The organism is Mitsuaria sp. MSU3D (assembly GCF_056867975.1).
The window spans coordinates 3336550-3362948 of sequence record NZ_CP200314.1 but is presented as its reverse complement, the minus strand read 5'-3'; the positions used below and the strand labels follow the sequence as shown (position 1 = coordinate 3362948).

Below are 26399 nucleotides of genomic sequence, written 5' to 3'. Positions count from 1 at the left end.
GGACGCTCAGAGGACGCTGCCGTTGCTGACCAAGGTCTGCACGTCGGTCGTGGCCAGCGTGACGCCGCTCAGGTAGATCTGCTGCAGCACGTGGCCCGGCCCGTCACCGTCCACGTCGATGACGATCAGTGCGCCGGACGTGCCCGCGTCCGCGCCCGCCACGCCGGCGGGTGCCGCCGCGTTGTTGAAGACCTTGATCCATGCCGAGAGGTCGTCGGCCGGTCCTGCGCGGCCCTCCAGCATCGGCAGCAGGGACAGCCGATCCTTGTTGCCGTCACTGGCGCCGAAGTCCCGGATCACGTCGATGGCGCCGGTGGTGCCCGCGTCGCCGCGGTGCCAGGCGAAGAGGTCGTTGTCCGTTCCCGCGGCCGTCGAACCGCCGCGGCCGTACAGGATGTCGTTGCCACGACCGCCGGTGATCAGGTCGTCCCCGTTGCCGGCCATGATGGCGTCGTCGCCGGCACCGCCATCGATGGTGTCGTTGCCGACGCCCATGCGTTGGGTGAACAGGCGGTTTTCGCCGTTGCTGCCGCCGGGGCCGTCCAGGAAGGCGGCGCGCGCACCGGCGATGGCACTGTCCGCCGAGCCGGTGTTGTCGTACTGGTGCAGCGCGGCGTTCTGGGCGCCGTCGAACTCGGCGGTGTACTGGGTGCTGCCTCCTCCAACGCTGGCGCCGCCGCCGCCGGTGATGAAACTGCCCCGGGTGGTACCGGCGCCGCCGCCCAGTGCCACGCCGAGCGTGTTGGGTTGACCGTTGACGGCCGAGCCCTCCTGGGTCCCGCCGTCGCCGGCGCCAACACCGCCGAGGCCACCGACACCGGCGGTGTAGTAGCTTCGGCCATTGCCACCGCCACCACCGCCGCCATACCCGCCGGCACCCGCGGTACTGGTGGTATCGCTGCCGGAGAAACCGTCCCCGAAGATGACGTCGTTGCCGTCACCTCCGGAGATCACATCGTTCGCGCCGCCCGCCTGACCGCCGTGTTGCGGGAACCCCGCGTATTGAGACGCTCCCGCGCCACCGCCCGAACCATCGCCGAAGATCAGATCGCCCTGGCTGGTGCCGAGCAGCTGGTCCGCCTGCGCGGAGCCGGCTTGTGCGGTGAAGGTCGGATCGGTGTTGTTGTTGGATCCCGCGTGGCCGTAGCCGGACCCGTCGCCATAGGCAACGATCCCGCCGCCGTCGTGGTGGATGCCGAAGTTGAGCGAGCCGCTCGCCGTGTCGGTCGTCGCGCCGGGCTTGGACACGTCGAAGCCCGCTGAGGCGAAGACGCCGCCGGATTGCAGCGACGCGTTGTCCTGGCTGTAGGCGATGCCGACATGACCGTCCATCACCTGCTGCAAGGAGACGCTGCCACCGCTGGCCAGCGTGACGCCGTCGACGCTGAGGGTGACGTTGGTCGTCTGCCCGAAGGTGATCAGCACCTCCGCGGGCGCAGGGTCGGACAGGCCCAGGTGCTCGGCCGTCAGGCGCTCGGTCCCCAACGGCGTGTTGGGCAGCAGGCTGTCGTTCCCATCGGTGTTGGCCAGCGAACGCCCATCGAGCTCGAGGGTCCGGGCCGCCACGAAGGTCGGCAGCGAATGATTGACCGTCAGCGTGTACGCCGTGGCCACGCTCACGTTGCCAGCAGGATCGTGGGCGGTGATGCCCAGTGCGTGCACGCCTTCGTGCAGCGGGACCTGGACGTCCGTCGTGGAACCCGTCAGCGCGCCGGTGGCCAGCAGCTCGCCCGCGTCCATCACGCCGTTGCCGTTCCTGTCGTCGAAGAGGTCGAAGCGGGCGCCGGCGGCCCCCGTGATCTCCAGCGCGACCGATTCCAGCGTGGTCACCTGGTCGCCAGCCGTCCCCGTGTCGCTGCCGACCGCGAGCTGCACGGCGGGCGCCGCGGGCGCCTGCTGATCCAGCGTGATGGCGAGGTCAGCCCCGGCGGCGCTCTTTCGCCCGAGCGAGTCCACGGTGTAGGCGTGGAGGTGGTTGACCCCGTCGACGAGCTGCACGGCCCCGCTGCCGTGCGCATCCCGTGCGGACAGGGCGATCGAGCCTGCGGACTCGCCGACATCCTCCTTGCCGTTCTGGTTGAAGTCGTTGAAGAGCTTCACCGTCGTGCCCGCCGTGCCGTCCACCTGGATGGACACGGTGCGCTGGTTGGTGAGGAGGTCGCTGCTGCTGTCGCCGGTATCGTCCGCCGCCGTGAGGCCCAGCGTGGGGGCGATCGGAGCGGACGCCGCGACCGAGAGGGTCTGGATCGCCGACACGCTGCGGTTGCCCGCGACGTCGGTCGCCAGGACGCGCAGCTCGTAGCTGCCGTCGGCCAGCGCGACGGCGCTGGCGATCTCGTCACGAGCGCCGATCTGCAGGTGATCGGCGATCAGCGTCCGCTCGCCCGCGTCGATCTGGCCGTTGCTGTTCAGATCCTCGAAGACGCTCACGCGGCTGCCCTTGTCGGCGGTGATCTCGAACAGCGGTGTCGCCGACGTCGATACCGGCACGCCATTCAGGGTCGTGCTGTCGGGCCCGCCCAGTTCCGGCTTGCCCACAGCCGGCGCGGTCCGGTCGATGACGACCGTCCGCGGCGCGGAGACGTTGCCGGACAAGCCGTTGATGTCCTGCTGATAGGCCCGCAGCACATGGCTCCCCTCCGCGAGGCTGAAGACCAGGGCGGCCTGGGCGTTCCCGTCCTGCACGGGCGCCGACGCCAGCAGCTCTCCGTCGTCCTGCCTGCCATTGCCGTTCAGGTCGTCGAACAGGTAGACGGTGTTGCCCGCATCGCCGCTCACCTGCGCATGCAGTGTCGAGCGGCTGGTGATCAGGTCGTCGGCGCGGTCGCCGGTGTCGTCCGCCGGCGCCAGCGTCCACGACGATGTGGCGATCGGCTTGCTGAGGATGCCGATGGTCTGGATGTCGGAGACGCTTCGATTGCCCGCGGCATCGGTCGTGATGACGCGCAGGTCGTGGCGGCCTCCGCTCAGGCTGATGTCGCTGTCGACCTCGTCCTGGCCGCCGAGCTGCGTGTGCTCGGCCAGGGTCTGTTCGTCCGCGCCCTGCGCGCCGTCGCCGTTCAGGTCCTCGAAGACGAGCACGCGGGCGCCTTTCTCCGCGGTGAGCTCGAAGGTCGGCATCGCGTTCAGCGACACCGGCAGGCCGTTGACGGTCAACTGCTCCGAGCCGCCCAAGGCCAGCGTCGCCTGAGCGGGGGCGGTCTTGTCGACCACCACGACCTGCGGCGTCGACAGGTCGCTGGTGAAGCCGTTGTCGTCCTGCTGATAGGCCATCAGCACGTGGCGACCCTCGGCCAGGCTCGCCGGCAGCGACACCGGCGTTCCCGCCTGAGCGGACGCCGGTCCCTGCCCGATCAGTTCGCCGTCGTCCAACTGGCCGTTGCCGTTGAGATCGTCGAACACGAACACGGTGTTGCCTGGCTCGCCGCTGACCTGCAGATGCAGCAGGGACTTGCTCGTGATGCCGTCCGAATCCTTGGCGCCGCTGTCTTCCTGCGGCAGCAGGCCGACCCGGGGCGCCGGTGGCGGCGTGGTCGCCACGCCGATGGTCTGGAGCTCCGAGACGCTGCGATTGCCCGCGGCATCGGTGCTGAGGATGCGCAGCGGATGCATGCCGTCGCCCAGCGCGACGGTGCTCTCGACGGTGTCCATGGACCCGGTCTGGAGGTGGGTGAGCAGCGTCGGCTCATCGTCGTTCTGCACGCCGTCGCCGTTGCGATCTTCGAAGACGGCAACCTGGCTGCCCTTTTCCGCCGTGATCGAGAAGCTCGGATGCGCCACCAGCGAGAACGGCATGCCGCCGCGCGTGACCTGGTCCGGGCCGGTCAGCAGCAGCTTGGCACCGACAGGGGCGCTGTTGTCGACGACCACGGTGAACGGCGCGGAACTGGCACCCGTCAGGCCGTCGGCATCCTGCTGATACGCCAGCAGATCGTGTCGCCCTTCCTTCAGGGTGACCGTCAGCGTCGCCTCCTTGGTGCCGGGCGGGATCAACGCTTCACCCAGGGCCTCGCCGTCGTCCGGCTTGCCGTTGCCGTTCAGGTCCTCGAACAGATGGACGGTGTTGCCCACGCTGCCCGAGAGGGAGACATGGAGGAGCGAGGACTGGGTGATGCCGTCGTCCGACCGGAGCCCCGTGTCGTCGGCCGCGTCCAAGCGCACGCCGACCCCGGGGAGGAGGGTGCCTACCGCGATGGGATGGGGCTGATCCGCGACGGGAAGCGCGATGCCGACCGCATTGCCGCCGGCATCCACCAGCTTGTCGAGATCATCCGCGGTCACGCCGACGACGCTGATCGTGCCCGAAGCCGCATAGTCGGTCGGCTGCACGTCGTACTCGAACACCAGCCGGCCGTCGGCCGTCGTGGCCGTGTAGGCGGCCTGGACCGTGTGGCCGCCGAGGTCGAGACCCAGGGTCGGCGAACCGACGACGAGCGTCGATTCATCCGTCGACAGCGTGACACGCAGCTTGTCGCCGGACACCAGCTTGCCGGTCTTGTCGTCGCCATGGCTGTCGACGCCGGTCAGCGTGACGCTCCGCATCACCGGCGCGATCGTGTCGCCGCTCGCGCCGAGGGCCTTGTTCAACGCGACACGCAGGTCGTCCGTGCGACTCGTCCCGGGCAGGGCGTTGAACGCCTGGGCCAACTGCGCGGACAGCGGGGGCTGGTCCGGTGCGCCGGCCTTCCACTGGTAGTCCGTTCCCGAGGTGTCGATCAGGCCCAGCAGTCGCGACATCGCGGCATCGTCGCCGCCATCGGTCGACGCGGCACCGGACAACAGCGCCAGCACGCGTCCGTAGTCGTTCGAATGGCCGCTGACGCTGCCGTCCTGAAGGATCACGGGGCTGGCGGTGCTGGCCGTGATGTCGGAATCGCCCAGGCCGAGCAGTCGCGACAGGGCCGTGTTGGCGTGCGTCACGGCGGCGCTGTCGGCCGGGAGCTTGCCATCGGTCGGCGCCAGCACCCGCACCGCGAGCTCGGTGACGGCGGTGACGTTGACCTGCAACTGGGTGTCGTTCCCGCGCACCGCCGCGGCCCTCAGCGGCGCGGCCAGGTCCTTGCCGGCGTGCGTGGCCACGTCCACGTAATCGACGTTGCCGCCCGTGCTGAAGACCGTCACCAGCAGGGGACCGGCGTAGGCGCCGTTCAGGCCGTTGATCTGGTAGCGCCCGTTCGCATCCACCGTGGACGCGCCGAGCACGCGACCGCTGGTGTCGCGGACTTCGACGCGCAGGTCGTTGCTCGGCAGCACCGGCCCCGCCGTGATCGTCCCGAAGACCGAGAACGGATCAGCTGTCGCGCCGGCCGGCGACGACGCGGCCGAGGCCATGGACGCGGTCGAGGTCGAGGTCGAGCTTCCGCCATGACCTTTCGACGACCCCATGGCCACGGCGAGCAGCGCGCCGCCAGCGGCGACGATGCTGGCCAAGGGCCCCCAATGCTCGGAGAAGCTCTTCGGTTCCGGTACGGACAGGGCGCTGAGCTTGCCGCCCAGTGGGTCGGCCGTCCCCGTGGCCTCCGCGACCGGCGACGGCCCGCCGTTGAGCCAGACCGCGGCATCGTCGGGCGGCGGCGTGCTGACGGCCACCGACGCCAGATCGCCGATCTCCATCCGGCCGGCCTGGCGCAGCAAGGCGCTGCCGGCGACCTCGGTGTCGTCGAACTGGAGGGTGAACTCGGGATCCATCATGGCGCGGATCGCGCCGTCAGGGACCACGGCCGTCTTGCCGGACTTCAGGACGATCACCAGGTCGGTGTCCATCAGCCGGATGTTGTGGATGTCGGCGAGCGAGGCCTGGACCTTGATGACGGTCTTCTTGCCGGGGGCGGCAGCGGGAGTGAGGGAAGTGTTAGCCATTGCGCGGCTCCATGGAGAGTGGGGATCAGCCGGCGTTCGAGGCCAGCGCGACATCCGGTGCGGGGTTCACGGGGGGAAGGACGTTCGTGTCGACGGCAGCCGCGAGCCGATCGGCCTGATCGAGCTGCAGGGCGAGCACCGAGCGCAGCCGCCCGGCCACGTCCTCGAAGGCCAGCCGGCATTCCTGCAGGGCGTGCCGCAGGTCGACGCCGGCCTGCGAGTCCTGCGCGGTGGACTGCGTCATCAGCGCGTGCATCCCGGCGGTCGTCTCGGCGACGCGCTCGACGGTCCGCGTCTGATCGCGCAGCGATTGCAGCAGGGCCAGGGACGTGCTGACTTCCTGCGCGCGCAGCCGGGCCAGTTGCTCATTCATCTGCGACCAGGCGTCCAGCCACAGCTGCGGATGGCGCAGCCCGGCCAGGGCGGCGACCTGCTCGTCGAGCTTTCGGGTCAGCGACAGCAGGGCCGACACGAAGCGTTCGGACGCCAGGTCCCGGTCGTCCCGATGGTCCCCAAGGTCCCGATCATCCGAACGGCGGACGCGGGTCGGCGTGGTCAGCGGGATGCCGTTGAAGGCATCGAACATCGCGTCATGGACCGTGGCGTTGACACGCAGCCGGACGTTGTTCACCGCCACCAGCGTGAGGCCGAGGATGAGCGAACCCAGCAGGCCGTACAGGGAAGCGATGAACGCGGTGCCCATGCTCTTCATGGGGGCCTGGAGCTTGAGCAGCATGCCGCTGAAGAGGGTGGCGGGATCGCCGCCGGAAGCGGCGCTCATGCCGGAGAAGAGGGCCGCCAGGTCCTGCAGCGCGCCCAGCAGGCCGATGAAGGTGCCGACCAGGCCCAGGCCCACGAGCGCTCCGGCGATGAAGCCCGGCAGGGACAGCCGCTCCGCATAGGCGAGTTCGGCAGCCTGGAGCCGGCGCTCCAGTTCCTGCCGGTTCACCTCCTTGGGGTGAAGCGCGTGTTCCGCCACGAGCGCATACGCATCGCGGTACGGCGACCGGGGCGCCGTGAAGCCCAGGCGCGACGCGAACTGCTCCGGAGCCGCGTCGCGCCACGCGCGGGCCGTCTGCGCTTCCCGGGTCAATTGGTGCAGGACCAGCCAGGCGAGCGCGACGGCGGCGGTCAGGGCCCCCAGGATGATGTAGACCAGGGCTGGGTGGGGTGTGTTCCGGATCGAGCGGAGGATGTCGTCGCCGAACCACAGAGCGCCGCCGCCGGCCACGAGGGTGAATGGCCATGCCGCGCGAAGCCAGTCGCCGGCGGTCATCAGTTTGAATCGAGTATTCATGGCTGTTGCCTGTTCAGGAATTTCTGGAAGGGATATGGAATATTGATACCTGTGGTCCCGGGGTATGTGATCCGGTTTTCTGGGGCTCGTGGGTGATTGGCGCCGGGCCGGTGTTTTGGGCTGGCGGTTTCAAGCGGCTCCCTCGGGACGAGGAGGCTCAAGCGGCTCGAATGCACAAGAAAATTCCCGATGGACATTCCGAAGACGAATTGTTCAGCTCGAAATTCGTATTTGAATGACACGAGTTGGCGCCAAAACTTGGGAGTGCGCAGCTATGGGCTGGTCAACCAGCAATATTGGGTGGGAAGTTGCCGCTCATGATTTGTCGGATGACAACCCGGCGGCTGCGGCGGACGCGGGGGCGTATTTGCCGGCCGCCTGATTTTTGCGGTCGCGGATCACCTAAGATTCCCGCGTTTCTTCATCCGAACGAAGGGTGCTGCGATGCCGGTGATCCTGGTGGCCAATCCCAAGGGAGGGGTGGGTAAGAGCACGCTCGCGAGCAATATCGCGGGGTATCTGGCCCATCGTGGCCGTGCGGTGATGCTCGGCGACATCGATCGCCAGCAGTCCTCGGCGCGCTGGCTGGCGCAGCGTCCCGCCCAGGTGCCGGCGGTCCGGGGCTGGGAGCTCGCCTCGACCGAGCAGCTGAGAGCCCCCAAGGGCGTCTCGCACGCGGTGCTCGACACCCCCGCCGGCCTGCACGGCAAGAAGCTGGCGCAGGCGCTCAAGGTGGCGGACCGCGTCGTCGTGCCGCTGCAGCCCAGCCTCTTTGACATCCAGGCGACATACGACTTCGTGCGCGAACTGCAAGATGCGTCCCAGGATCGCGGCAAGCCCGGCGACAAGTCCAACGGCGGGCCCGACATCGGCCTGGTGGCGATGCGGGTGCGCGAGGGGACGCTGTCGCAGCAGCAGTTGCACCAGTTCATCGAGCAGCTCGGGCTGCCGCTGCTGGCCGAGCTGCGCGACACCCAGAACTACGTGCAACTGGCCGCTCGCGGCCTGACGCTCTGGGACATCGCCCCCGGCCGGGTGGCCCGCGATCTGGAACAGTGGCAACGACTCTGCGCCTGGCTGGAGCGGCCGGTGAAGGAAGGCAAGGCCTGACCCCTTGCGTTCCAATTCCCGGGACCTGCCGGCGCTGAAGTTTTCAGAACGACAGGAGACCGGGATGCGGATGTTCGAGAAGCTGGAAGACCTGGCGCCCCTGGTGGGGCAGGAAATCGGCGTGTCCGACTGGATCGCGGCGGACCAGCCGCGGATCCAGGCCTTCGCCGACGCGACCGAGGACCAGCAGTGGATCCACACCGACCCGGCGCGCGCCGCGGAGGGTCCTTTCGGTACCACCATCGCGCATGGCTTCCTGACGCTCAGCCTGCTGCCGCGCTTTTACGAGACCGCCTTCCGCGTGAGGGAGGTCCGCATGGGCATCAACTACGGACTGGACCGCGTGCGTTTCCCGGCACCGGTGCCGGTCGGCAGCCGGCTGCGGGGGCGCTTCGTGCTCAAGCGCCTGGAGCCGGTCGACGGTGGGGTGCAGATGATGGTCGAGGTGACCGTCGAGCGCGAGGCCGGCGGGAAGCCGGTCTGCATCGCGGAATCGCTGACGCGCCAGTACCGCTGATCTGCCTCTCCGACGAGTCTCCGACGGGTCTCCGACGACTCGCCGATGACGCCCGGACCACCGGGCGATGACCGCCCGTCGGTGGCATTTCCATCATTTCAGACGCTGGATTTTTCCGCCGTCACACTCGACGGACGGCCTTCACACGTCGATACCGCGATGTGCGAATACAAAAATGTCAGTTTGCCAATAGAACTTTCTACTGTTTCAGATGCCACCGTAAGGGGGAGTGCCTGCCTGGAGGCGCCCGCCTATGATCGCGCCCTGATTCGAAAGTTATTCGGTGCGGCCGGTGGGGAGTCTCCCCTCGTCGAAGTCCGACCATCCAAGGAGAGACACCCGTGAGGGTTTTGCTGATCGACGACCACCCGCTGATCCTGGCCGCGCTCCAGACTGTGATTCAAGGCCTGGGAGAAGATGTGCAGGTGCTGGGCGCCGACAGTGCGGCTCAGGCGCGCGACACGCTGAAGTCGCGCCAGGACTTCGACCTGGTGCTGCTGGACCTGAACCTGGGCGACGCCAGCGGATTCGACGTGCTGGAAGAGTTCCGCGCGCAATACCCGTCGCTGCCGGTGGTGGTGATTTCCGCCTCCGACCGCGCCAGCGACGTGATCCGCGCGATCGACCAGGGCGCGATGGGGTTCATCCCGAAACGCACCAGCAACGACGTGCTGGCGCAGGCGCTGAAGCTGGTGATGTCGGGCGGGATCTACGTGCCGCCGATGTCGCTGGGCTCGGACGTGGCGCCGGAACCGGAGCCCGTCGCCATCGCCGACGCCACGTCGGGGAACGCCAAGCTGCATCAGGTCCAGGCGCTGGCCAGCCAGGCCGGCTACCAGACCACGGCCGGGCTGGAGAGCCTGCAGCTGACGCCGCGCCAGACCGATGTGCTGGCGCTGCTGCTGCAAGGCAAGCCGAACAAGATCATCGCGCGCGAACTGGGCGTGTCGGTCGAGACGATCAAGGATCACGTCGCCGCGGTGTTGAAGGCGCTGGGGGTCAGCTCGCGCACGCAGGCCGTGCTGGCGGTGGGGCAGATGGTCCAGCGGCAGCCGAACGCCGCGTTCACCACCTTCCGCTGAGACCGGTTCAGACGTCCCCGCGACGCTCGCCGAAGCAACAACGCCGGGCTTGACCCGGCGTTTTCCATGGCTGACGGCCATCGCTGGCGAAGGTCGCCGGCAGTCAGCTCGGTGAGTAGGCCAGCCGCACGTAGATCGGCGCGAAGGCTTCCGCCTGCGTGATCTCGACGAGGCGCTCGCGCGCCAGCTCAAGCATCGCGATGAAGGACACGACGAGCACCTGCGGGCCCTTGTCCAGGTCGAACAGGTCCTCGAACTCCACGAAGCGCTCGCCCTGGAGTCGGCGCAGCAGGTGCGACATGTATTCGCGCACCGACAGCTGTTCGCGCGAGATCTTGTGGTGCTGGTTGAGCTTGGCGCGACGCATCAGGTCCGCCCAGGCCGCGCGCAGGTCCTCGACGTGCACGTCCGGCAGCCGCGGCGCCAGCGACTGCTCGATGTGGATCTGCGCCCTCAGGAAGTCGCGGCCCAGCACCGGCATCTGATCCAGCCGCAGCGCCGCCTGCTTCATCTGCTCGTACTCGAGCAGCCGGCGGACCAGTTCCGCGCGCGGATCCTCGACCTCGCCGCCGTCCTCGGACTTCTTGGGCGGCAGCAGCATCCGCGACTTGATCTCGATCAGCATCGCGGCCATCAGCAGGTACTCGCTGGCCAGCTCGAGGTTGTGCTTGCGCAGTTGCTCGACGTAGCTGAGGTACTGCCGCGTGACCTCGGCCAGCGGAATGTCGAGGATGTTGAAGTTCTGCTTGCGGATCAGGTACAGCAGCAGGTCCAGCGGCCCCTGGAACGCTTCCAGGAAGACCTCCAGCGCGTCCGGCGGGATGTAGAGGTCCTGCGGCATGGCGAACAGCGGTTCGCCGTACAGCCGCGCGACGGCGACATGGTCGACCGTTTCAGGCGTGGAAGCGTCGCCGCCCTGATCCGCCGGGGGATCCGGCAGCGTCAGGGCGGTGTCACGGTGGTCGTCTGCGCTGCTCACGCGGGGAACGACGGGCGGGCCGGACGGGGCGGGGAGGCCGCGGTCCCGCTTATTCGGACTTGGTCTGGTAGACGTAGGGCTGCTGCGACACGCGCGCGTCGTTGTAGCCGGCTTGCGCCTGGCGGTCCTGCTCGCGGTCCCACAGCAGGGCGCGGCCGGCGCGCTGTTCGGCTTCCAGCGTCGGCTTCTGGGCCTTCAGTCCGTTGATGAACTGTGTGACTTCGGATTCGTACTTCTTCCAGAACAGCGGCATGGCGAATTCTCGTGTGTGAACAGTGAATCTTAAGGTATTGACCAAGCAGAGTCCGAGGCGCCGGCTCCGCCGGGCCTTCGGGCTCGCCCCCTTGAGGGGGCCGGCGTCAGCCGGCAGGGGGTGGGCTTATCGCACGCGCATGCCCGGCTGCGCGCCCGGGAAGGGTTCCAGCACGAAGATGCCGGGATTGGCTTTTTCATCCGCGTGGCTGGCGGCCAGCACCATGCCTTCGGACACGCCGAACTTCATCTTGCGCGGCGCCAGGTTGGCGACCATCACGGTCAGCTTGCCCTCGAGCTGCTCCGGCTGATACGCGCTGCGGATGCCGCTGAACACGTTGCGCAGGCGGCCCTCGCCGACGTCCAGCGTCAGGCGCAGCAGCTTGTCCGAACCGTCGACCAGCTCGGCCTTCACGATCCTGGCGATGCGCAGGTCGACCTTGGCGAAGTCGTCGATCTTGATCTCGGGCGCGAGGTCCTCGCCGCCGGGCACGACCTTGGGCGGCGCGGGCGGCTCGAACAGCGCTTCCAGCAGCTTCGGGTCGACGCGCTGCATCAGATGTTCGTAGCCGCCGATCTTGTGCGCGCCCAGCGCGCGATCGGCGTCGACGAAGGTCATCGGCGCGACCTGCAGGAAGGCCTCGACCTTGGCGACCAGCGCCGGCAGCACCGGCTTCAGGTAGATCGACAGCAGGCGGAAGGCCTCGATGCAGACCGTGCAGACGTCCTGCAGGACCTGATCCTTGCCTTCGAGCTTGGCGAGGTCCCAGGGCTTGTTCTGGTCCACGTACTCGTTGACGCGGTCGGCCAGCAGCATGATCTCGCGCAGCGCCTTGCCGAACTCGCGGGTCTCGTACAGCTCGACGATCGTCGCCTTGTGCGCGCGCAGGCCGTCCAGCAGCGCGCGGCCCTCGACGCCGACATCCGCCGACAGCTGGCCGCCGAAACGCTTGGACAGGAAACCCGCCGCGCGGCTGGCGATGTTGATGTACTTGCCGACCAGGTCCGAGTTGACGCGGGCGACGAAGTCCTCGGGGTTGAAGTCGACGTCCTCGACCCGGCTGTTGAGCTTGGCGGCCAGGTAGTAGCGCAGCCACTCCGGGTTCATGCCCAGCGACAGGTACTTCAGCGGATCCAGGCCGGTGCCGCGGCTCTTGGACATCTTCTCGCCGCCGTTGACGGTCAGGAAGCCGTGCACGAACACGTGGTTCGGCGTCTTGCGGCCGCTGAAGTGCAGCATCGCCGGCCAGAACAGCGTGTGGAAGTAGGTGATGTCCTTGCCGATGAAGTGGATCTGCTCGGTGGACTCGTCCTTGATGAAGGCGTCGAAGTCGCGGCCGATCTTGCCGAAGTAGTTCTTCAGCGAGGCCAGGTAGCCGATCGGCGCGTCCAGCCAGACGTAGAAGTACTTGCCCGGCGCATCCGGGATCTCGATGCCGAAGTAGGGCGCGTCGCGGCTGATGTCCCAATCGCCCAGTCCGCCCTTGCCGTCCTCGTCCTTGGCGAACCATTCCTTGATCTTGTTCAGCACTTCCGGCTGCAGCCGGCCGGGCGCCTGCGTCCACTGCTCGAGGAAGTCGACGCAGCGCGGATCGGACAGCTTGAAGAAGTAGTGCTCCGAGCTCTTCATCACCGGCGTCGCGCCGGTCAGCACCGAGAACGGGTTCTTCAGCTCCGTCGGCGTGTAGACCGCGCCGCAGACCTCGCACGAGTCACCGTACTGGTCCTTCGCGCCGCACTTCGGGCACTCGCCCTTGATGAAGCGGTCGGGCAGGAACATCGACTTCTGCGGGTCGAAGAACTGCTCGATCGTCTTGACGGCGATCAGCTCGTTGGCGCGCAGCGACTTGTAGATCTCCTTGGACAGCTCGTGGTTCTCCGCGCCGTCGGTGGAGTGCCAATTGTCGAAGCTGATGTGGAAGCCGTCCAGATATTGCTTGCGCCCCGACGCGATGTCGGTGACGAACTGCTGCGGGCTTTTGCCGGCCTTCTCCGCCGCGATCATGATCGGCGCGCCGTGCGCGTCGTCGGCGCAGACGAAGTGCACCTCGCTGCCCTGCATCCGCTGGAAGCGCACCCAGATGTCGGCCTGGGTGTACTCCATGATGTGGCCAATGTGGAAATTCGCATTGGCGTACGGGAGGGCGGTGGTGACGAAGATCTTGCGTGTCATGGCGCGATGGGGCCTGCTTTGGGGCTGCGGTTCTCCTCCCCACGCCCGGACCCTGGATGGGCCGTGCGGTCGCGCGAGGGGGAACCGGCCATTTTAGGCGCCGGATGGCGGAGATGGGCGCGCCGCGTAGCGCTGGGCGAGCCACGAGCACAGGATCAACTGCAGCTGGTGATAGAACATGATCGGCAGGACGATCACGCCGACCGCGGGATGCGCGCCGAACAGCAGCTTGGCCATCGGCACGCCCGAGGCCAGCGTCTTCTTCGAGCCGCAGAACACCGCGGCGATCTCGTCCTCGACCGGCAGCCCCATCGCGCGGGCCGCGAGGCGGCTCAGCACGATGACGACCGCCAGGAACAGCGCCGCGCCGAGGGCGGCCTTGACCAGCAGTTCCGCGCCGTGGTCGCGCCACAGGCCCGAGGCCACCGAGTCGCTGAACGCCGACAGCACCAGCAGGATGATCACCCAGCGGTCGATCAGCGTGATCCGCGACTTGTGGCGCGTGTAGAAGCCCAGCAGCACCGGACGCAGCAACTGGCCGGCGACCAGCGGCAGCAGCAGCAGCTGGGTCAGTTTCCAGACCGCCTCGCCGAAGGGCAGCGTCGCGCCGCTGGTGCCGGCCATCAGCGCCACCAGCAGCGGCGTCAGCACGATGCCGAGCAGGCTGGAGACGCTGGCGTTGAAGATCGCGGCCGGCACGTTGCCCCTGGCCAGCACCGTCATCGCGACGGAGGACGAGATCGTCGACGGCAGCGCGCAGAGGTAGGCGAAACCGAGGGCCAGGTCTTGCGGCAGCCAGCGGCCGAAGAGGGCGCTGAATCCCCACCACAGCAGCGGGAAGAGGGCGTAGGTGCTGAGCTGCACCAGCGCGTGAACCTTCCACTTGAGGGCGCCGTCGCGCAGCGCCGCGGCGGACAGGCCCAGCCCGGTCAGGAAGAACACCAGCGCCACGCCCCAGTTGCTGACCACCTCCAGCCGCAGCCACCCGCCGCTGCGGCCCAGCTCCGGCCAGAAGCTGGCCAGCGCCACCGCGCCGACCAGCGCCAGCAGAAACCACTCCTTGCGGAGCCAGGACCGGATGCCCATCGCGAACCTTTCGCCAGCGCGCGGCCGGCACGTCACCACCATCGGGGGGAGCAGGAGACCTGACGGAGGCCAGGCGTGGCCCGAGCAGGAAGAAAGGCAGGGACTCTATCGGGACCGTGACTTGCCCGCCTGTCATTGGCCTTGCCGTCCCCCGATTTGACCGCTTGCTGAAACGCTGGTCGCCCCGGATGTCGGATTCGTGACGCGGCCTGGTGCATTCGTGACGGCATTCGCCCAGCGGGGCGCGGCCGTCATCGGCAGATCTGACCGGATTTGTAACGGTACGGGGGCCTGTCGCCGCGCCCGGACACCCCTCGGCACCCCGTCGAAGGGGTGTCCGACCTCGTCCTGCGGTTCAAGCAAGCGCGCTAAATGCTTGATTTCAAAGACCGCCGAAAGCTATCCACCGAGACTGTGGATAACTGTGTGGGAAACCTGCCGGGGACTGCTCTAAACCCTTGATCGACGGACTCTCGAGGTTCCGTGCCTCATTTCCGGGCAAGCGAAATCGCGCTATATGAATCAATGACTTGGCGGCGTCCCGGGAAAACGAGCAGCTGCGACGCAGCAGCGGGCTCCGCCGGACCCGTGGAGCGGCTCAATGGGGATAAGTCAAGCCCCGCATCCTCGATTTTTGGGTTGACAACCCTCCGATGACGCCGGAAGAGGCGACCGGCGGGACTGGCCGTCGTCCCTCCGAACGGACGATCTATCCCCCGCCCCTGTGGACAAGCATGTGTGTCACCTGGCGATGACGCTTGCAAGTGCTTGTCACGACCGGTATTCCGGTGGTTTGCTCGAAAATGAGGCGGCCCGTGGCCGGTTCGTGACGAGGCGGGGACGGAACATGACAAGCCTGCGATGGGGCACTGATGGGTTTCAGCACCGCGCGGGCGGGCAGGCCCCTAAAGGGAGGACCTTGCCGCACCGCTAAAATCCGCGACTTTGCAAACGCATTCCTCATTTCTTTCATGACGCAGGCAGTGGCGGGCAATTCATCGGGGCGGTCGGCCGCCGGCAAGTCCCCGGAACTTTTTGAACTGAAGAGCGCCTCGCTGAGCCTGCTCGCCCTCGTCCTGAAGACGGCCGATCCGGCCGCGCTCGACGCGGAACTCCAGGCCAAGCTGGGCGAGACGCCCGACGCGTTCCACCACGACCCGCTGCTGCTCGACCTGAGCCAGCTGCCGGCGGTGGCGGACGCCGCCGAGGCGACGGAGCAGCGCGCGGAGCCGGTGCCGGCGATCGACGGGCAGGGGCAACTGAGCCTGGAGGCCGAGACGTCGACGGACAGGGCCGGCGAGGCCGCCGAACCCGTCTCCCGCGTGGACATCGCCGCGCTGCTGCCGCTGCTGCGCCGTCACCGCCTGCAGCCGGTGGGCGTGGTCGGCGCGAACGCCGCGGAACTGGCGCAGGCGGCCCGACTGGGCCTGGCCGAGGCGCCCGACCTGCCGGTGCGCGCCGAACGCGAGTCCCGTGAGCCTCGTGTCGAGAAGGTCGTCCAGCAGGTGATCAAGGAAGTCGTCGTCGAGCGTCCGGTGGAAGTGCCGGTGCCGACCGAAACCAAGACCGTCTACGTCGACAAGCCGCTGCGCTCCGGCCAGCAGGTCTACGCCAAGGGCGCCGACCTGGTCGTGCTGGCGGCGGTGAACCACGGCGCCGAGGTGATCGCCGACGGCAGCATCCACGTCTACGCGCCGCTGCGCGGCAAGGCGATCGCGGGGGCGCGCGGCAACACCGACGCGCGGATCTTCGCGCAGCAGCTCGAGGCCGAGCTGATCGCCATCGCCGGCATCTATCGCACCAGCGAGAACCCGCTGCCGGACAACGTCCGCGGCAAGGCCGCGCAGGTCCGCCTGGACGGCGAGAAGCTGCTGATGGAGCCGCTGGGCGCCTGAGCCCGCGGACCATCCCCCACCAGACACTCTGAAAAAAGGACCTCGACCCATGACCAAGATCGTTGTGGTGACTTCCGGCAAGGGCGGCGTCGGCAAGACCACCACCAGTGCCAGCTTTGCCACCGGCCTCGCGATGCGCGGCTACAAGACCGCGGTGATCGACTTCGACGTCGGCCTGCGCAACCTCGACCTGATCATGGGCTGCGAGCGCCGCGTCGTGTACGACCTGATCAACGTCATCAACGACGAGATCAAGCTCAGCCAGGCGCTGATCAAGGACAAGCAGCTGGACAAGCTCTTCATCCTGGCCGCCTCGCAGACGCGCGACAAGGACGCGCTCAAGCAGGAAGGCGTCGAGCGCGTGCTGGAGGAGCTCAAGGCGATGGAGTTCGACTTCATCGTCTGCGACTCGCCCGCGGGCATCGAGACCGGCGCGCTGATGGCCATGCACTACGCCGACGAGGCGCTGGTCGTGACCAACCCCGAGGTCTCCTCGGTGCGCGACAGCGACCGCATCCTGGGCATGCTCAACAGCAAGACCAAACGCGCGATCGAAGGCAAGGAGCCCGTCAAGGAGCACCTGCTGATCACGCGCTACAACCCCAACCGGGTCGAAGGCGGGCAGATGCTCTCGCTCGAGGACATCCACGAGATCCTGCGCACGCCGCTGATCGGCGTGATCCCGGAAAGCGAAGTGGTGCTGCAGGCCTCCAACCAGGGTCTGCCGGCGATCCACATGAAGGGAACGGATGTTGCCGAGGCCTACGCCGATGTCATCGCCCGCTTCCTGGGTGAGGACAAGCCGATGCGTTTCGTCGAGGCCGTGAAGCCGGGCTTCTTCAAGCGTCTGTTCAGTCGCTGACACCCGAGGGAGAGACCATGGGATTCATGTCCTTCTTCCTGGGCGAAAAGAAAAGCACCGCCAGTGTCGCCAAGGAGCGCCTGCAGCTGATCCTCGCCCATGAACGCAACGGTCGCGGCGCGAGCCCCGACTACCTGCCGCAACTGCAGCGCGAGCTGCTCGCGGTCATCTCGAAGTACGTCTCCATCAACCCGGACGACATCAAGGTCCACATGGAGCGCCAGGACGACCTCGAAGTCCTCGAGGTCAAGATCGAGCTGCCGGAAGGCCGCAAGCTCTGACCCTCACAGCCTGAAGACAGCGACCGCCTGATTCAACTGGGCGGCCTGCTGCTTCAGGCTCTCGGCCGCGGCGGCCGATTCCTCGACGAGCGCGGCGTTCTGCTGCGTGACCTGATCCAGCTGCGTGATGGCGTCGCCGACCTGGTCGATGCCCTGGCTCTGTTCGGCGCTCGCGTTGCTGATCTCCGCGATCAGGACCGAGACCTGCTGCACCTGGTCGACGATCTGGCCCATCGTCTCGCCCGCCGAACCCGCGATGCGCGTGCCGGCCTCGACCTTGGTGCCGCTGTCGCTGATCAAGGTCTTGATCTCCTTGGCAGCCGCCGCGCTGCGCTGCGCCAGCGCGCGCACCTCGCTGGCCACGACCGCGAAGCCGCGTCCCTGCTCGCCGGCGCGCGCCGCCTCGACGGCTGCGTTCAGCGCGAGGATGTTGGTCTGGAACGCGATGCCGTCGATGGTGCCGATGATGTCGGTGATGCGACGCGAGCTCTCGTCGATCTGACGCATCACCGCCACCACCTGCTGCACCGCCTGGCCGCCTTCGGCCGCGACGGTCGACGCGCTCTGCGCCAGTTGCGTCGCCGTGCGCGCGGTCTCGGCGTTCTGCTTGACCGTCGCGGTGAGCTCTTCCATCGACGCGGCCGTCTGCTCGAGGTTCGCCGCCTGCTCCTCGGTCCGCTGCGACAGGTCGGCGTTGCCGCTGGCGATCTCGCCGGTGCCCGTCGCGATCGAGTCGCTGCTCATCCGCACCTGACCCACGATGCGGGTGAGGCTCTCGTTCATCCGCTGCAGCGCGCCCAGCAACTGTCCCGTCTCGTCGCGGCTGTCGACGCGGATCTGCGAGCGCAGATCGCCGGCCGCGACGGCCTCGGCGACCTTCACCGCCTGCGCCATCGGCGTCACGATCGCGCGGCTCAGCAGCCACGCGGTGAACAGCCCCACCGCCGCGATCACGACGGCGCCCAATCCCGCCTGCCAGCGCAGCGCCGTGCGCGCGTCGGCCGCGGCCTGTCGCGCCTCCTCCGCATGGCCTTCCTGCATCGCGACGAACTGCCCGATCGCGTCGAGGTAGACCTTCACCGACGGCACGTACTCGTTCTGCACGATGCGGCTGGTGGCGCTCCAGTCGCCGGACGCGCCGGCCTCGCGCGCCTTCTTGCTGGCCGCGAGCAGCGTCTGCCCCAGCCCCACGATCTCCTTGAGCTTGGCCTGGTCCTCCGGCCGCTTGGCCTCCGCGGAGATCCGCTCGCGCAGCTTGGCCACCTCCGGCGCGTCGTTGGCGATGTTGGCCTTGAAGAGTTCGCCCACCGCCGGGTCCGAACTGATCGCGCTGGCCATGCTGCGCGCCACCGCCGTCTGCGTCATGCCGTGCCACTGGACGGACTTGCGGATGATGTCCTGCGCATCGTGGATCGCCGCGGTGGACTCGCTGGTGATGCGATCGCTGCGCCAGAGCGTGAACATGCCCACCACGAGCATCGCCACGATCAAGAGCACGATCGCGCCGTTGAGCTTGCTGGTCAGGGGAAGGTCGTTGAGCCGCATCGTTGTCTCCTGGAGGTTCTGGTTTTTCGATGAGAGGACCTGGACGCACCGATTCTGAGCATCGCTTCGTGACGCTGCCAAGAGTGATTGCGCCCGTCGCGGTCCCGTGTAATCCCCTATGCCGGAAACGCCGCCGCGTCACTAGGGTGACGCGAGGCGCCCGGGGCGGTCGATAGACTGACTCGAACAGCCGAAATCAAGGCGCCCGTGCGCTCCCGGATCGCGTCCCGCGCGGCCCGGCAGCCGAGAGGCACCGGCCACAATATCCAGGAGACGACATGGCACTGATGGGCCAGATGATGTCGATGCCCTTGCTGATCTCATCGTTGATCCAGCATGCGGCGCGCCATGCCGGGGATACCGAGATCGTCAGCAAGCGGGTCGAGGGCGACCTGCATCGCACCACCTGGGGCGCGGTGGAGTTCCGCGCCCGGCAGCTCGCGCAGGCGTTCGCGCGGCTCGGGCTCCAGCCCGGCGAGCGCGTCGGCACGCTGGCCTGGAACGGCCACCGCCACCTCGAGATCTACTACGGCACGTCCGGCTCCGGACTCGTGTGCCACACGATCAATCCGCGCCTGTTCCCCGAGCAGATCGCCTGGATCTCCGGCGACGCCGACGACCGCGCGCTGTGCTTCGACCTGACCTTCCTGCCGCTGGTCGAGAAGATCGCGCCGCAGCTCGGCCAGGTGCGCCACTTCATCCTGATGAGCGACCGCGCCCACATGCCGGCCGAGTCCTCGATCCCGAACCTGCGCTGCTACGAGGAACTCGTGGACGCCGAGGACGGGAATTACGTCTGGCCCGAGTTCGACGAGAACACCGCCTCCAGCATCTGCTACACGAGCGGCACGACCGGTCATCCGAAGGGCGCCGTCTACAGCCACCGCAGCTCGGTCCTGCATGCCTACGGCGCGGCGTTGCCGGATGCGATGGCCGCTTCGCGGCGCGACGTGATCCTGCCGGTGGTGCCGATGTTCCACGTCAACGCGTGGGGGCTGCCCTACAGCACCGCGCTGGTCGGCTGCAAGCTGGTGCTGCCCGGGCCGCACCTGGACGGCAAGTCGCTCTATGAGCTCTTCGAGACCGAGAAGGTCACCTTCAGCGCCGGCGTGCCCACCGTGTGGCTGGGGCTGCTGAACTACGTCGGCGCCAACGGCCTGAAGTTCTCGACCTTCAAGCGCACGGTGATCGGCGGCTCCGCCTGCCCGCCGGCGATGCTGCGCACGCTGATGGACGACTACGGCGTCGACGTGATCCACGCCTGGGGCATGACCGAGATGTCGCCGCTGGGCACGCTGTCGCGGCTCAGCAGCCGCCAGCTGGAGCTGCCCCAGGAACAGCAGCGTCGCCTGCTCGAGAAGCAGGGCAAGGCGATCTACGGCGTGGACATGGCCGTCGTGGACGACGGCGGCCGCGCGCTGCCGTGGGACGGCAAGAGCTCGGGCAACCTGGTCGTGCGCGGCCCGTGGGTCATCGACAGCTACTTCGGTCATGAGGGCTCGCCGCTGATCCGCGTCACCGGCGAGGACGGCCGCGACGCCGGCCTGTGGTTCCCCACCGGCGACGTCGCCGCGATCGACGCGGACGGCTTCATGCAGATCACCGACCGCAGCAAGGACGTGATCAAGTCCGGCGGCGAATGGATCAGCTCGATCGACGTCGAGAACATCGCGATGGCGCATCCCGCCGTGCACGAGGCCGCCGTCATCGCGGTCGCGCATCCGAAGTGGGACGAGCGGCCGCTGCTCGTCGTCGTGCGCAAGCCCACCGATGCGGGCGCGGCGCTCACGCGCGAGGACGTGATCGGCTTCTACGAGGGCAAGATCGCCAAGTGGCAGGTGCCCGACGACGTCGTCTTCGTCGACGAGATCCCGCACACCGCCACCGGCAAGATGCTCAAGCTCAAGCTGCGCGAGCAGTTCAAGGGCCACAAGCTGCCGGGCTGCTGAGCCCCCGCCTTCCCGCGACCCCGCGCGTCATCGGGATCCCTGCGATTTCCTTGCTGTTCAGCGTCCTACATCAACAACATCTCCGGAGACAGACATGAACCAGACCCGCAAGCTTTCGACCTTCGTCACGCCGCGCCGCACGGTGCTCGCCGCGGTCGCCATGAGCGCGCTGTGCGCCGCCACCGGCGCCTACGCGCAGAAGGGCGAGACGGTGAAGATCGCCTGGATCGATCCGCTGTCGGGCCTGATGGCGCCGGTGGGCCAGAACCAGGTGAAGTCCTTCCAGTTCTTCGCCGAGAAGTTCAACGCCACCAACCCGGCCGGCGTGAAGTTCGAGATCATCCCGATCGACAACAAGCTCAGCCCCGCCGAGTCGCTCAACGCGCTGAAGTCCGCGATCGACCAGGGCGTGCGCTACGTGACGCAGGGCAACGGCTCGGGCGCGGCGCTGGCGATCATCGACGCCGTCAACAAGCACAACGAGCGCAATCCCGGCAAGGAGGTCGTGTACCTCAACCACTCGGCCGTGGACCCGGACCTGACCAACAGCAAGTGCAGCTACTGGCACTTCCGCTTCGACGCCGACACGTCGATGAAGATGGAGGCGATCACGACCTTCCTGAAAGACCAGCCCGACGTCAAGAAGGTCTACCTGCTCAACCAGAACTACGCGCACGGCCACCAGGTCGCGAAGTACGCGAAGGAGGGGCTGGCCAAGAAGCGGCCGGATGTCCAGATCGTCGGCGAGGACCTGCACCCGCTGGCGCAGGTGCGCGACTTCGCGCCCTACGTCGCCAAGATCAAGGCCAGCGGCGCGGACACGGTGATCACCGGCAACTGGGGCTCGGACCTGGCGCTGCTGGTGAAGGCCGCCTCCGAGGCCGGCTACAACGGCAAGTTCTACACCTACTACGCCGGCGTCACCGGCACGCCGACGGCCATCGGCGCCGCGGGCGCGGGGCGCGTCTACCAGGCGGCCTACAACTACAACAACATGGGCGGCCAGATGGACACCTGGGCCAACGAGTTCAAGGCCAAGTTCAACGACGACTTCTACACCGGCAGCGTCATCCACATCTACTCGGCGCTGGGCGCGGCGATGGCCACGGCCAAGAGCACCGATCCGGTGAAGGTGGCCGCGGCGCTCGAAGGCCTGAAGTTCAAGTCCTTCAACGGCGACGTCGAGATCCGCAAGGGCGACCACCAGCTGCAGCAGCCGATCTACATCTCGCGCTGGGAAAAGGTCGACGCCAAGCGTCCGTACAACGTCGAGAACACGGGCTTCAACTTCGCCGTCGTGAAGACCTACGACGCGTACGTCAGCTCCACGCCGACGAGCTGCCAGATGAAGCGCCCGGGTTGACGCGTCTCCCTGCTGCGCGAGCCGATCTCTGGCCTGCAATGCTCGCCGTACAGGAGTACGGCTCCGCGCTTCGGCCCGACCTCGGCCCGCTCGCGACGGGATCCACGCCAACCCGGCTCGTTGAATGAGGACGATGTCTTGGAACAGATACTGATCAACCTGCTGAACGGCCTGTCCTCCGGACTGCTGCTGTTCATGCTGAGCTCCGGCCTCACGCTGATCTTCAGCATGATGGGCGTGCTGAACTTCGCGCATGCCAGCTTCTACATGCTGGGCGCGTACGTCGCGTACTCCATCGCCGGGTGGATCGGGTTCTGGCCCGCGTTGTTCCTCGCGCCGCTGGTGGTGGGCGGCCTCGGGGCCGTGTTCGAGCGGGGCGCGCTGCGGCGCGTCCACAAGTTCGGCCACGTCCCGGAGCTGCTGATCACCTTCGGCCTGTCGTATGTCGTGCTGGAGCTGGTCCAGCTGGTGTGGGGCCGCACGGCGGTGCCGTTCCCGCCGCCGCCGTCGCTGCAGGGCGCGGCCTTCACGCTGGTCCACGCGCCGGGCCAGGCGCTGCAGCTGGCCTGGGGCGATGCGCCGGCCGCGGTCTGCGCCGCGGCCAGCTGCTCCAAGTTCCCGCTGACACGCGCCTTCATGATGCTGGTCGCGCTGTTCATGCTGCTGTCGCTGTGGCTGCTGCTGACGCGCACCCGCATCGGCCTCGTCATCCAGGCCGCGCTGACGCATCCGGAGATGGTGGAATCGCTCGGCCACAACGTGCCGCGCGTGTTCATGCTGGTGTTCGGCAGCGGCTGCGCGCTCGCGGCGCTGGCCGGCGTCATCGGCGGCGTCACCTTCGTCACCGAGCCGTCGATGGCGGTGCTCGTCGGCTCCATCATCTTCGTGGTGGTCGTCGTCGGCGGCATCGGCTCACTGGCCGGGGCCTTCGTCGCCTCCATCGTCATCGGGCTGCTGCAGACTTTGCCGCTGACCATCGACGCGTCGCTGGCCCAGGTCTTCAAGCTCGGCCCGGACACCTTCGGCTACCCGCTGCTCAAGCTGTCGCTGGCGCAGGTCGCGCCCATCCTTCCCTACCTGCTGATGGTGCTCATCCTGATCTTCCGGCCCAAGGGCCTGCTCGGCACGCGGGAGGGCTGATCGATGTCCGTGGTCATGCCTTCCTCCTCCGCGCCCGCCGTTCCGCCGACGGCCTCGTCTCCAGGCCCGTCGTCCGCGACCCCGTCCGGCGGCGCGCATCGCGTCCATGCCCGCGCGAAACGCGGCGAGACTTACCACTTCAAACCGCACAACGTCGGCCGCTGGCTGATCTGGGGCTTCTACGCGCTGGCGCTGTTCGTGGCGCCGCTGATGTGGACCAGCGGCTTGGCGCAGACGATGCTGTCGCAGATGGGCATCGCGATCATCGCGTGCCTGTCCTACAACCTGCTGCTCGGGCAGGGCGGCATGCTGAGCTTCGGCCACGCCGTCTACACCGGGCTGGGCGCCTACCTGGCGATCCACACGCTCAACGTCGTCGGCGCCGGTCAGCTGGCCTTGCCGGTCGGGCTGGTCCCGATCGTCGGCGGCTTCGCGGGCCTGTTCTTCGCGGCGCTGTTCGGCTACGTGTCGACGAAGAAGTCGGGCACGCCCTTCGCGATGATCACGCTGGGCCTGGGCGAGCTGATCTGGTCGATGTCGCTGATGCTGCCGGAGTTCTTCGGCGGCGAGGGCGGCGTCTCCTCCAACCGCGTCGTCGGCAAGGCCGTGTGGGGCATCACCTTCGGTCCCCAGATCCAGGTGTACTACCTGATCGCGATCTACGCCTTCGCCTGCACGGCGCTGCTGTTCGCGTTCACGCGCACGCCGCTGGGCCGTATGCTCAACGCTGTGCGCGACAACCCCGAGCGCGTCGAGTTCATCGGCTACGACACGCAGTGGGTGCGCTTCCTGGCGTTCCTCATCGCGGGCTTCTTCGCCGGCGTGTCGGGCGGGCTGTCGGCGCTGAACACCGAGATCGTCAACGCCGAGGTCGTCGGCGCGGCGCGGTCGGGCGCCTACCTGCTGTTCACCTTCCTCGGCGGCGCGACCTTCTTCTTCGGACCCATCATCGGCGCCGTGCTGATGGTCGTGGCGACCGTGCTGCTGTCGGAACTGACCAAGGCCTGGCTGCTCTACCTCGGCCTCGTGTTCCTGTTCATGGTGATGTACGCGCCGGGCGGCATCGCCTCGCTGATCATGATGAACCTGCGGCTGGCGGCCTTCGGCAAGCTGCGGTCGTTGTGGCCCTCGTATCTCGGCCTGGCCGGCGCGGCGCTGACGATGCTGGTGGGCGGATCGGCGATGGTGGAGATGCTCTACCACCTGCAGCTCAACGAGGCGCTCGGCCCGCAGATGAGCTACCTGGGCGTCGCGTTGAATGCGAAGAGCGTCGAGTCCTGGTTCGGCGCGGGCTTCGTGCTGCTGACCGGCCTGGGTCTGTTCGAACTCGTGCGCCGGGAGTTCCGCGCCGAGTGGGACCGGGCGCAGGAAGAGATCGAGAAAGAGATCAAGCGGAGGGAGAGCCTGTGAGCGAGACCATGACTGCTTCGGCTCCCTATGCGCTGGAACTGAAATCCGTCCGCAAGAGCTTCGGCAAGAGCGAGATCATCCGCGGTGCGGAACTGGCGGTGAAGCCGGGCGAACGCGTCGCGATCATCGGCCCCAACGGCGCCGGCAAGTCCACGCTGTTCAACCTGATCAGCGGCCGCTTCGCGCCCACCAGCGGCGAGATCCGGCTCTTCGGCGAGCGCATCGACCAGCTGGCGCCGTACCAGATCAACCGCCGCGGGCTGTCGCGCAGCTTCCAGGTCTCCAACCTGTTCACGCGGCTGTCGGTGTTTGAGAACATCCGCTGCGCGCTGCTGTGGTCGATGGGGCACAAGTACGCGTTCTGGAAGTTCCTCGCCGGCATGGACGACGTCAACGACCGCGTCGAGGAGTTGCTGGAGATGCTTCACCTCGACAAGAAGCGCGACGTGCCGGCGGTGAACCTGACCTACGCCGAGGCGCGCGTGCTGGAGATCGGGATCACGATCGCCGGCGGCGCGCAGGTGATCCTGCTGGACGAGCCGACGGCGGGCATGAGCAAGAGCGAGACGAAGCGCTTCATCCAGCTGATCCGCCAGGTCACCGAAGGTCGCACGCTGCTGACGGTGGAGCACGACATGGGCGTGGTCTTCGGCCTGGCCGACAAGATCGCGGTGCTGGTCTACGGCGAGGTGATCGCCTTCGACACGCCCGATGCGGTGCGCGCCAATGCGCGCGTGCAGGAGGCGTATCTCGGCTCGGTGCTGGCCGAATCGCAGACCGCGGGAGCACCGGCATGAGCGTCGCGATGAACGACACCAACATCGGCGCGATGCGCGCCGCGTCGACGGGTGCCGCGGCGGTCGCGAGTTCGCGCGCGCTGCAGCTCGACAACGTCCACGCCTTCTACGGCAAGAGCCACGTGCTGCACGGCGTGACGATGGAAGTCCGACCCGGCGAGATCGTCAGCCTGCTGGGCCGCAACGGCTCGGGCCGCTCGACGACGGTGAAGACGATCATGGGCCAGGTGGACGGCACCGGCTCGATCGCGTGGGGCGGTGAAGCGCTGCTGGGCCGCAAGGCCTACGAGATCGCGCACCGCGGCATCGGCTACGTGCCGGAGAACCGCGACATCTTTCCGAAGCTCACCGTGCACCAGAACCTGCTGCTCGGCGAGAAAGGCAGCGGGGGTGGCCGTCGAGGCGCCGCCAAGCCGCGCTGGAGCTTCGACGACATGTACGCGATGTTCCCGCGCCTGAAGGAGCGCCAGCACACCGAGGCCGGCGTGCTGTCCGGCGGCGAGCAGCAGATGCTGACGCTGTGCCGCACGCTGATGGGCGATCCCGACCTGATCATGATCGACGAGCCGACCGAAGGCCTGGCGCCGAAGATCGTCGAGCTGGTCGCGGAGTACCTCAAGGAACTGAAGCGGCGCGGCGTGTCGGTGCTGCTGGTCGAGCAGAAGCTGGCGATCGCGCTGGAGATCTCCGAGCGCTGCTACGTGATGGGCCACGGCCGCATCGTGTTCGAAGGCACGCCCGCGGACCTGCGCGCGAACGCCTACGTGCGCAAGGAGTGGCTGGAAGTCTGAAGCCGCGCGCG

19 protein-coding genes are annotated in these 26399 nt (G+C 67.8%); 12 read left to right on the top strand and 7 right to left on the bottom strand.

Going from position 1 to position 26399, the window contains the following annotated elements:
- Positions 1-6: 6 nt before the first annotated feature.
- Together AC1VNM_RS14595 and AC1VNM_RS14590 are read right to left on the bottom strand one after the other, a co-directional pair.
- A complete protein-coding gene (locus AC1VNM_RS14595; protein WP_483107384.1) occupies positions 7-5859 on the bottom strand; it encodes an Ig-like domain-containing protein in 5853 nt (1950 codons plus the stop codon).
- 25 nt (positions 5860-5884) lie between these two features.
- Positions 5885-7156, bottom strand: coding sequence for a hypothetical protein (locus AC1VNM_RS14590; RefSeq protein ID WP_483107383.1), 1272 nt, complete (start codon positions 7154-7156; stop codon positions 5885-5887).
- A 444-nt stretch (positions 7157-7600) separates the two neighbouring features.
- On the opposite strand from AC1VNM_RS14590, the gene AC1VNM_RS14585 reads away from it, so the two are divergent.
- The 3 genes from AC1VNM_RS14585 to AC1VNM_RS14575 all read left to right on the top strand — a co-directional run bounded on the left by AC1VNM_RS14585 (position 7601) and on the right by AC1VNM_RS14575 (position 9865).
- Positions 7601-8266, top strand: coding sequence for a ParA family protein (locus AC1VNM_RS14585; RefSeq protein ID WP_431104835.1), 666 nt, complete (start codon positions 7601-7603; stop codon positions 8264-8266).
- 64 nt (positions 8267-8330) lie between these two features.
- Complete coding sequence (locus AC1VNM_RS14580) at positions 8331-8783, top strand: MaoC family dehydratase (protein WP_377161443.1); 453 nt, start codon at positions 8331-8333, stop codon at positions 8781-8783.
- A 341-nt stretch (positions 8784-9124) separates the two neighbouring features.
- Positions 9125-9865, top strand: a complete 741-nt coding sequence (locus tag AC1VNM_RS14575; RefSeq protein ID WP_377161445.1) for a response regulator — start codon at positions 9125-9127, stop codon at positions 9863-9865.
- A 103-nt stretch (positions 9866-9968) separates the two neighbouring features.
- Here the strand turns inward: AC1VNM_RS14575 and AC1VNM_RS14570 are convergent, their stop codons facing one another.
- The 4 genes from AC1VNM_RS14570 to AC1VNM_RS14555 all read right to left on the bottom strand — a co-directional run bounded on the left by AC1VNM_RS14570 (position 9969) and on the right by AC1VNM_RS14555 (position 14355).
- Complete coding sequence (locus AC1VNM_RS14570; RefSeq protein WP_483109281.1) at positions 9969-10811, bottom strand: segregation and condensation protein A; 843 nt, start codon at positions 10809-10811, stop codon at positions 9969-9971.
- 82 nt (positions 10812-10893) lie between these two features.
- Positions 10894-11097 (bottom strand): DUF3460 family protein, encoded by a 204-nt coding sequence (locus tag AC1VNM_RS14565; RefSeq protein WP_377161449.1) that lies wholly within the window; start codon positions 11095-11097, stop codon positions 10894-10896.
- Positions 11098-11223: 126 nt separating this feature from the next.
- Positions 11224-13269 (bottom strand): methionine--tRNA ligase, encoded by a 2046-nt coding sequence (gene metG / locus AC1VNM_RS14560; RefSeq protein WP_483107382.1) that lies wholly within the window; start codon positions 13267-13269, stop codon positions 11224-11226.
- 93 nt (positions 13270-13362) lie between these two features.
- Positions 13363-14355, bottom strand: a complete 993-nt coding sequence (locus AC1VNM_RS14555; protein ID WP_483107381.1) for a bile acid:sodium symporter family protein — start codon at positions 14353-14355, stop codon at positions 13363-13365.
- Between the two features lie 971 nt (positions 14356-15326).
- Between AC1VNM_RS14555 and minC the strand changes: the two genes are divergently transcribed.
- The 3 genes from minC to minE are packed head-to-tail and all read left to right on the top strand — an operon-like array spanning position 15327 to position 17393.
- The gene (gene minC, locus AC1VNM_RS14550) at positions 15327-16250 is read left to right on the top strand and encodes a septum site-determining protein MinC (protein WP_483107380.1); all 924 of its coding nucleotides are present in this window, start codon (positions 15327-15329) and stop codon (positions 16248-16250) included.
- Positions 16251-16299: 49 nt separating this feature from the next.
- Positions 16300-17112 carry a septum site-determining protein MinD gene (minD, locus tag AC1VNM_RS14545; RefSeq protein WP_297526444.1) on the top strand — a complete coding sequence of 271 codons (813 nt, stop codon included), beginning with the start codon at positions 16300-16302 and terminating at the stop codon, positions 17110-17112.
- A 17-nt stretch (positions 17113-17129) separates the two neighbouring features.
- Complete coding sequence (gene minE / locus AC1VNM_RS14540; RefSeq protein ID WP_088403459.1) at positions 17130-17393, top strand: cell division topological specificity factor MinE; 264 nt, start codon at positions 17130-17132, stop codon at positions 17391-17393.
- A 3-nt stretch (positions 17394-17396) separates the two neighbouring features.
- Here minE and AC1VNM_RS14535 read toward each other — a convergent pair whose 3' ends face one another.
- Positions 17397-18938: a methyl-accepting chemotaxis protein gene (locus AC1VNM_RS14535; RefSeq protein WP_377161458.1), complete on the bottom strand. Its 1542-nt coding sequence runs from the start codon at positions 18936-18938 to the stop codon at positions 17397-17399.
- A gap of 278 nt (positions 18939-19216) precedes the next feature.
- Here AC1VNM_RS14535 and AC1VNM_RS14530 point away from each other — a divergent pair, with 278 nt between their 5' ends.
- The 6 genes from AC1VNM_RS14530 to AC1VNM_RS14505 all read left to right on the top strand — a co-directional run bounded on the left by AC1VNM_RS14530 (position 19217) and on the right by AC1VNM_RS14505 (position 26388).
- Positions 19217-20887 carry a 3-(methylthio)propionyl-CoA ligase gene (locus AC1VNM_RS14530; RefSeq protein WP_483107379.1) on the top strand — a complete coding sequence of 557 codons (1671 nt, stop codon included), beginning with the start codon at positions 19217-19219 and terminating at the stop codon, positions 20885-20887.
- Between the two features lie 160 nt (positions 20888-21047).
- Positions 21048-22250, top strand: a complete 1203-nt coding sequence (locus AC1VNM_RS14525; RefSeq protein ID WP_483109280.1) for a branched-chain amino acid ABC transporter substrate-binding protein — start codon at positions 21048-21050, stop codon at positions 22248-22250.
- Positions 22251-22445: 195 nt separating this feature from the next.
- Positions 22446-23390 (top strand): branched-chain amino acid ABC transporter permease, encoded by a 945-nt coding sequence (locus AC1VNM_RS14520; protein WP_377161795.1) that lies wholly within the window; start codon positions 22446-22448, stop codon positions 23388-23390.
- A gap of 15 nt (positions 23391-23405) precedes the next feature.
- On the top strand, positions 23406-24800 hold the full coding sequence (locus AC1VNM_RS14515; protein ID WP_483107378.1) for a branched-chain amino acid ABC transporter permease: 1395 nt from the start codon (positions 23406-23408) through the stop codon (positions 24798-24800).
- Between the two features lie 8 nt (positions 24801-24808).
- Entirely contained in the window at positions 24809-25597 is a 789-nt protein-coding gene (locus AC1VNM_RS14510; RefSeq protein WP_483107377.1) for an ABC transporter ATP-binding protein, read from the top strand.
- A gap of 32 nt (positions 25598-25629) precedes the next feature.
- Positions 25630-26388, top strand: coding sequence for an ABC transporter ATP-binding protein (locus AC1VNM_RS14505; protein WP_377161797.1), 759 nt, complete (start codon positions 25630-25632; stop codon positions 26386-26388).
- Positions 26389-26399 lie beyond the last annotated feature (11 nt).

What these genes read in the sequence shown, in the direction of transcription:
- AC1VNM_RS14595 (WP_483107384.1), bottom strand. Translation starts at nt 5,859, where the DNA reads ATGGCTAACACTTCCCTCACTCCCGCTGCCGCCCCCGGCAAGAAGACC.
- minC (WP_483107380.1), top strand. Translation starts at nt 15,327, where the DNA reads ATGACGCAGGCAGTGGCGGGCAATTCATCGGGGCGGTCGGCCGCCGGC.
- AC1VNM_RS14505 (WP_377161797.1), top strand. Translation starts at nt 25,630, where the DNA reads ATGCGCGCCGCGTCGACGGGTGCCGCGGCGGTCGCGAGTTCGCGCGCG.
- AC1VNM_RS14530 (WP_483107379.1), top strand. Translation starts at nt 19,217, where the DNA reads ATGGCACTGATGGGCCAGATGATGTCGATGCCCTTGCTGATCTCATCG.
- minD (WP_297526444.1), top strand. Translation starts at nt 16,300, where the DNA reads ATGACCAAGATCGTTGTGGTGACTTCCGGCAAGGGCGGCGTCGGCAAG.
- AC1VNM_RS14585 (WP_431104835.1), top strand. Translation starts at nt 7,601, where the DNA reads ATGCCGGTGATCCTGGTGGCCAATCCCAAGGGAGGGGTGGGTAAGAGC.
- AC1VNM_RS14565 (WP_377161449.1), bottom strand. Translation starts at nt 11,097, where the DNA reads ATGCCGCTGTTCTGGAAGAAGTACGAATCCGAAGTCACACAGTTCATC.
- AC1VNM_RS14510 (WP_483107377.1), top strand. Translation starts at nt 24,809, where the DNA reads ATGACTGCTTCGGCTCCCTATGCGCTGGAACTGAAATCCGTCCGCAAG.
- AC1VNM_RS14580 (WP_377161443.1), top strand. Translation starts at nt 8,331, where the DNA reads ATGCGGATGTTCGAGAAGCTGGAAGACCTGGCGCCCCTGGTGGGGCAG.
- metG (WP_483107382.1), bottom strand. Translation starts at nt 13,269, where the DNA reads ATGACACGCAAGATCTTCGTCACCACCGCCCTCCCGTACGCCAATGCG.
- AC1VNM_RS14555 (WP_483107381.1), bottom strand. Translation starts at nt 14,355, where the DNA reads ATGGGCATCCGGTCCTGGCTCCGCAAGGAGTGGTTTCTGCTGGCGCTG.
- AC1VNM_RS14525 (WP_483109280.1), top strand. Translation starts at nt 21,048, where the DNA reads ATGAGCGCGCTGTGCGCCGCCACCGGCGCCTACGCGCAGAAGGGCGAG.
- AC1VNM_RS14515 (WP_483107378.1), top strand. Translation starts at nt 23,406, where the DNA reads ATGCCTTCCTCCTCCGCGCCCGCCGTTCCGCCGACGGCCTCGTCTCCA.
- AC1VNM_RS14535 (WP_377161458.1), bottom strand. Translation starts at nt 18,938, where the DNA reads ATGCGGCTCAACGACCTTCCCCTGACCAGCAAGCTCAACGGCGCGATC.
- AC1VNM_RS14590 (WP_483107383.1), bottom strand. Translation starts at nt 7,156, where the DNA reads ATGAATACTCGATTCAAACTGATGACCGCCGGCGACTGGCTTCGCGCG.
- AC1VNM_RS14520 (WP_377161795.1), top strand. Translation starts at nt 22,446, where the DNA reads ATGCTGAGCTCCGGCCTCACGCTGATCTTCAGCATGATGGGCGTGCTG.
- minE (WP_088403459.1), top strand. Translation starts at nt 17,130, where the DNA reads ATGGGATTCATGTCCTTCTTCCTGGGCGAAAAGAAAAGCACCGCCAGT.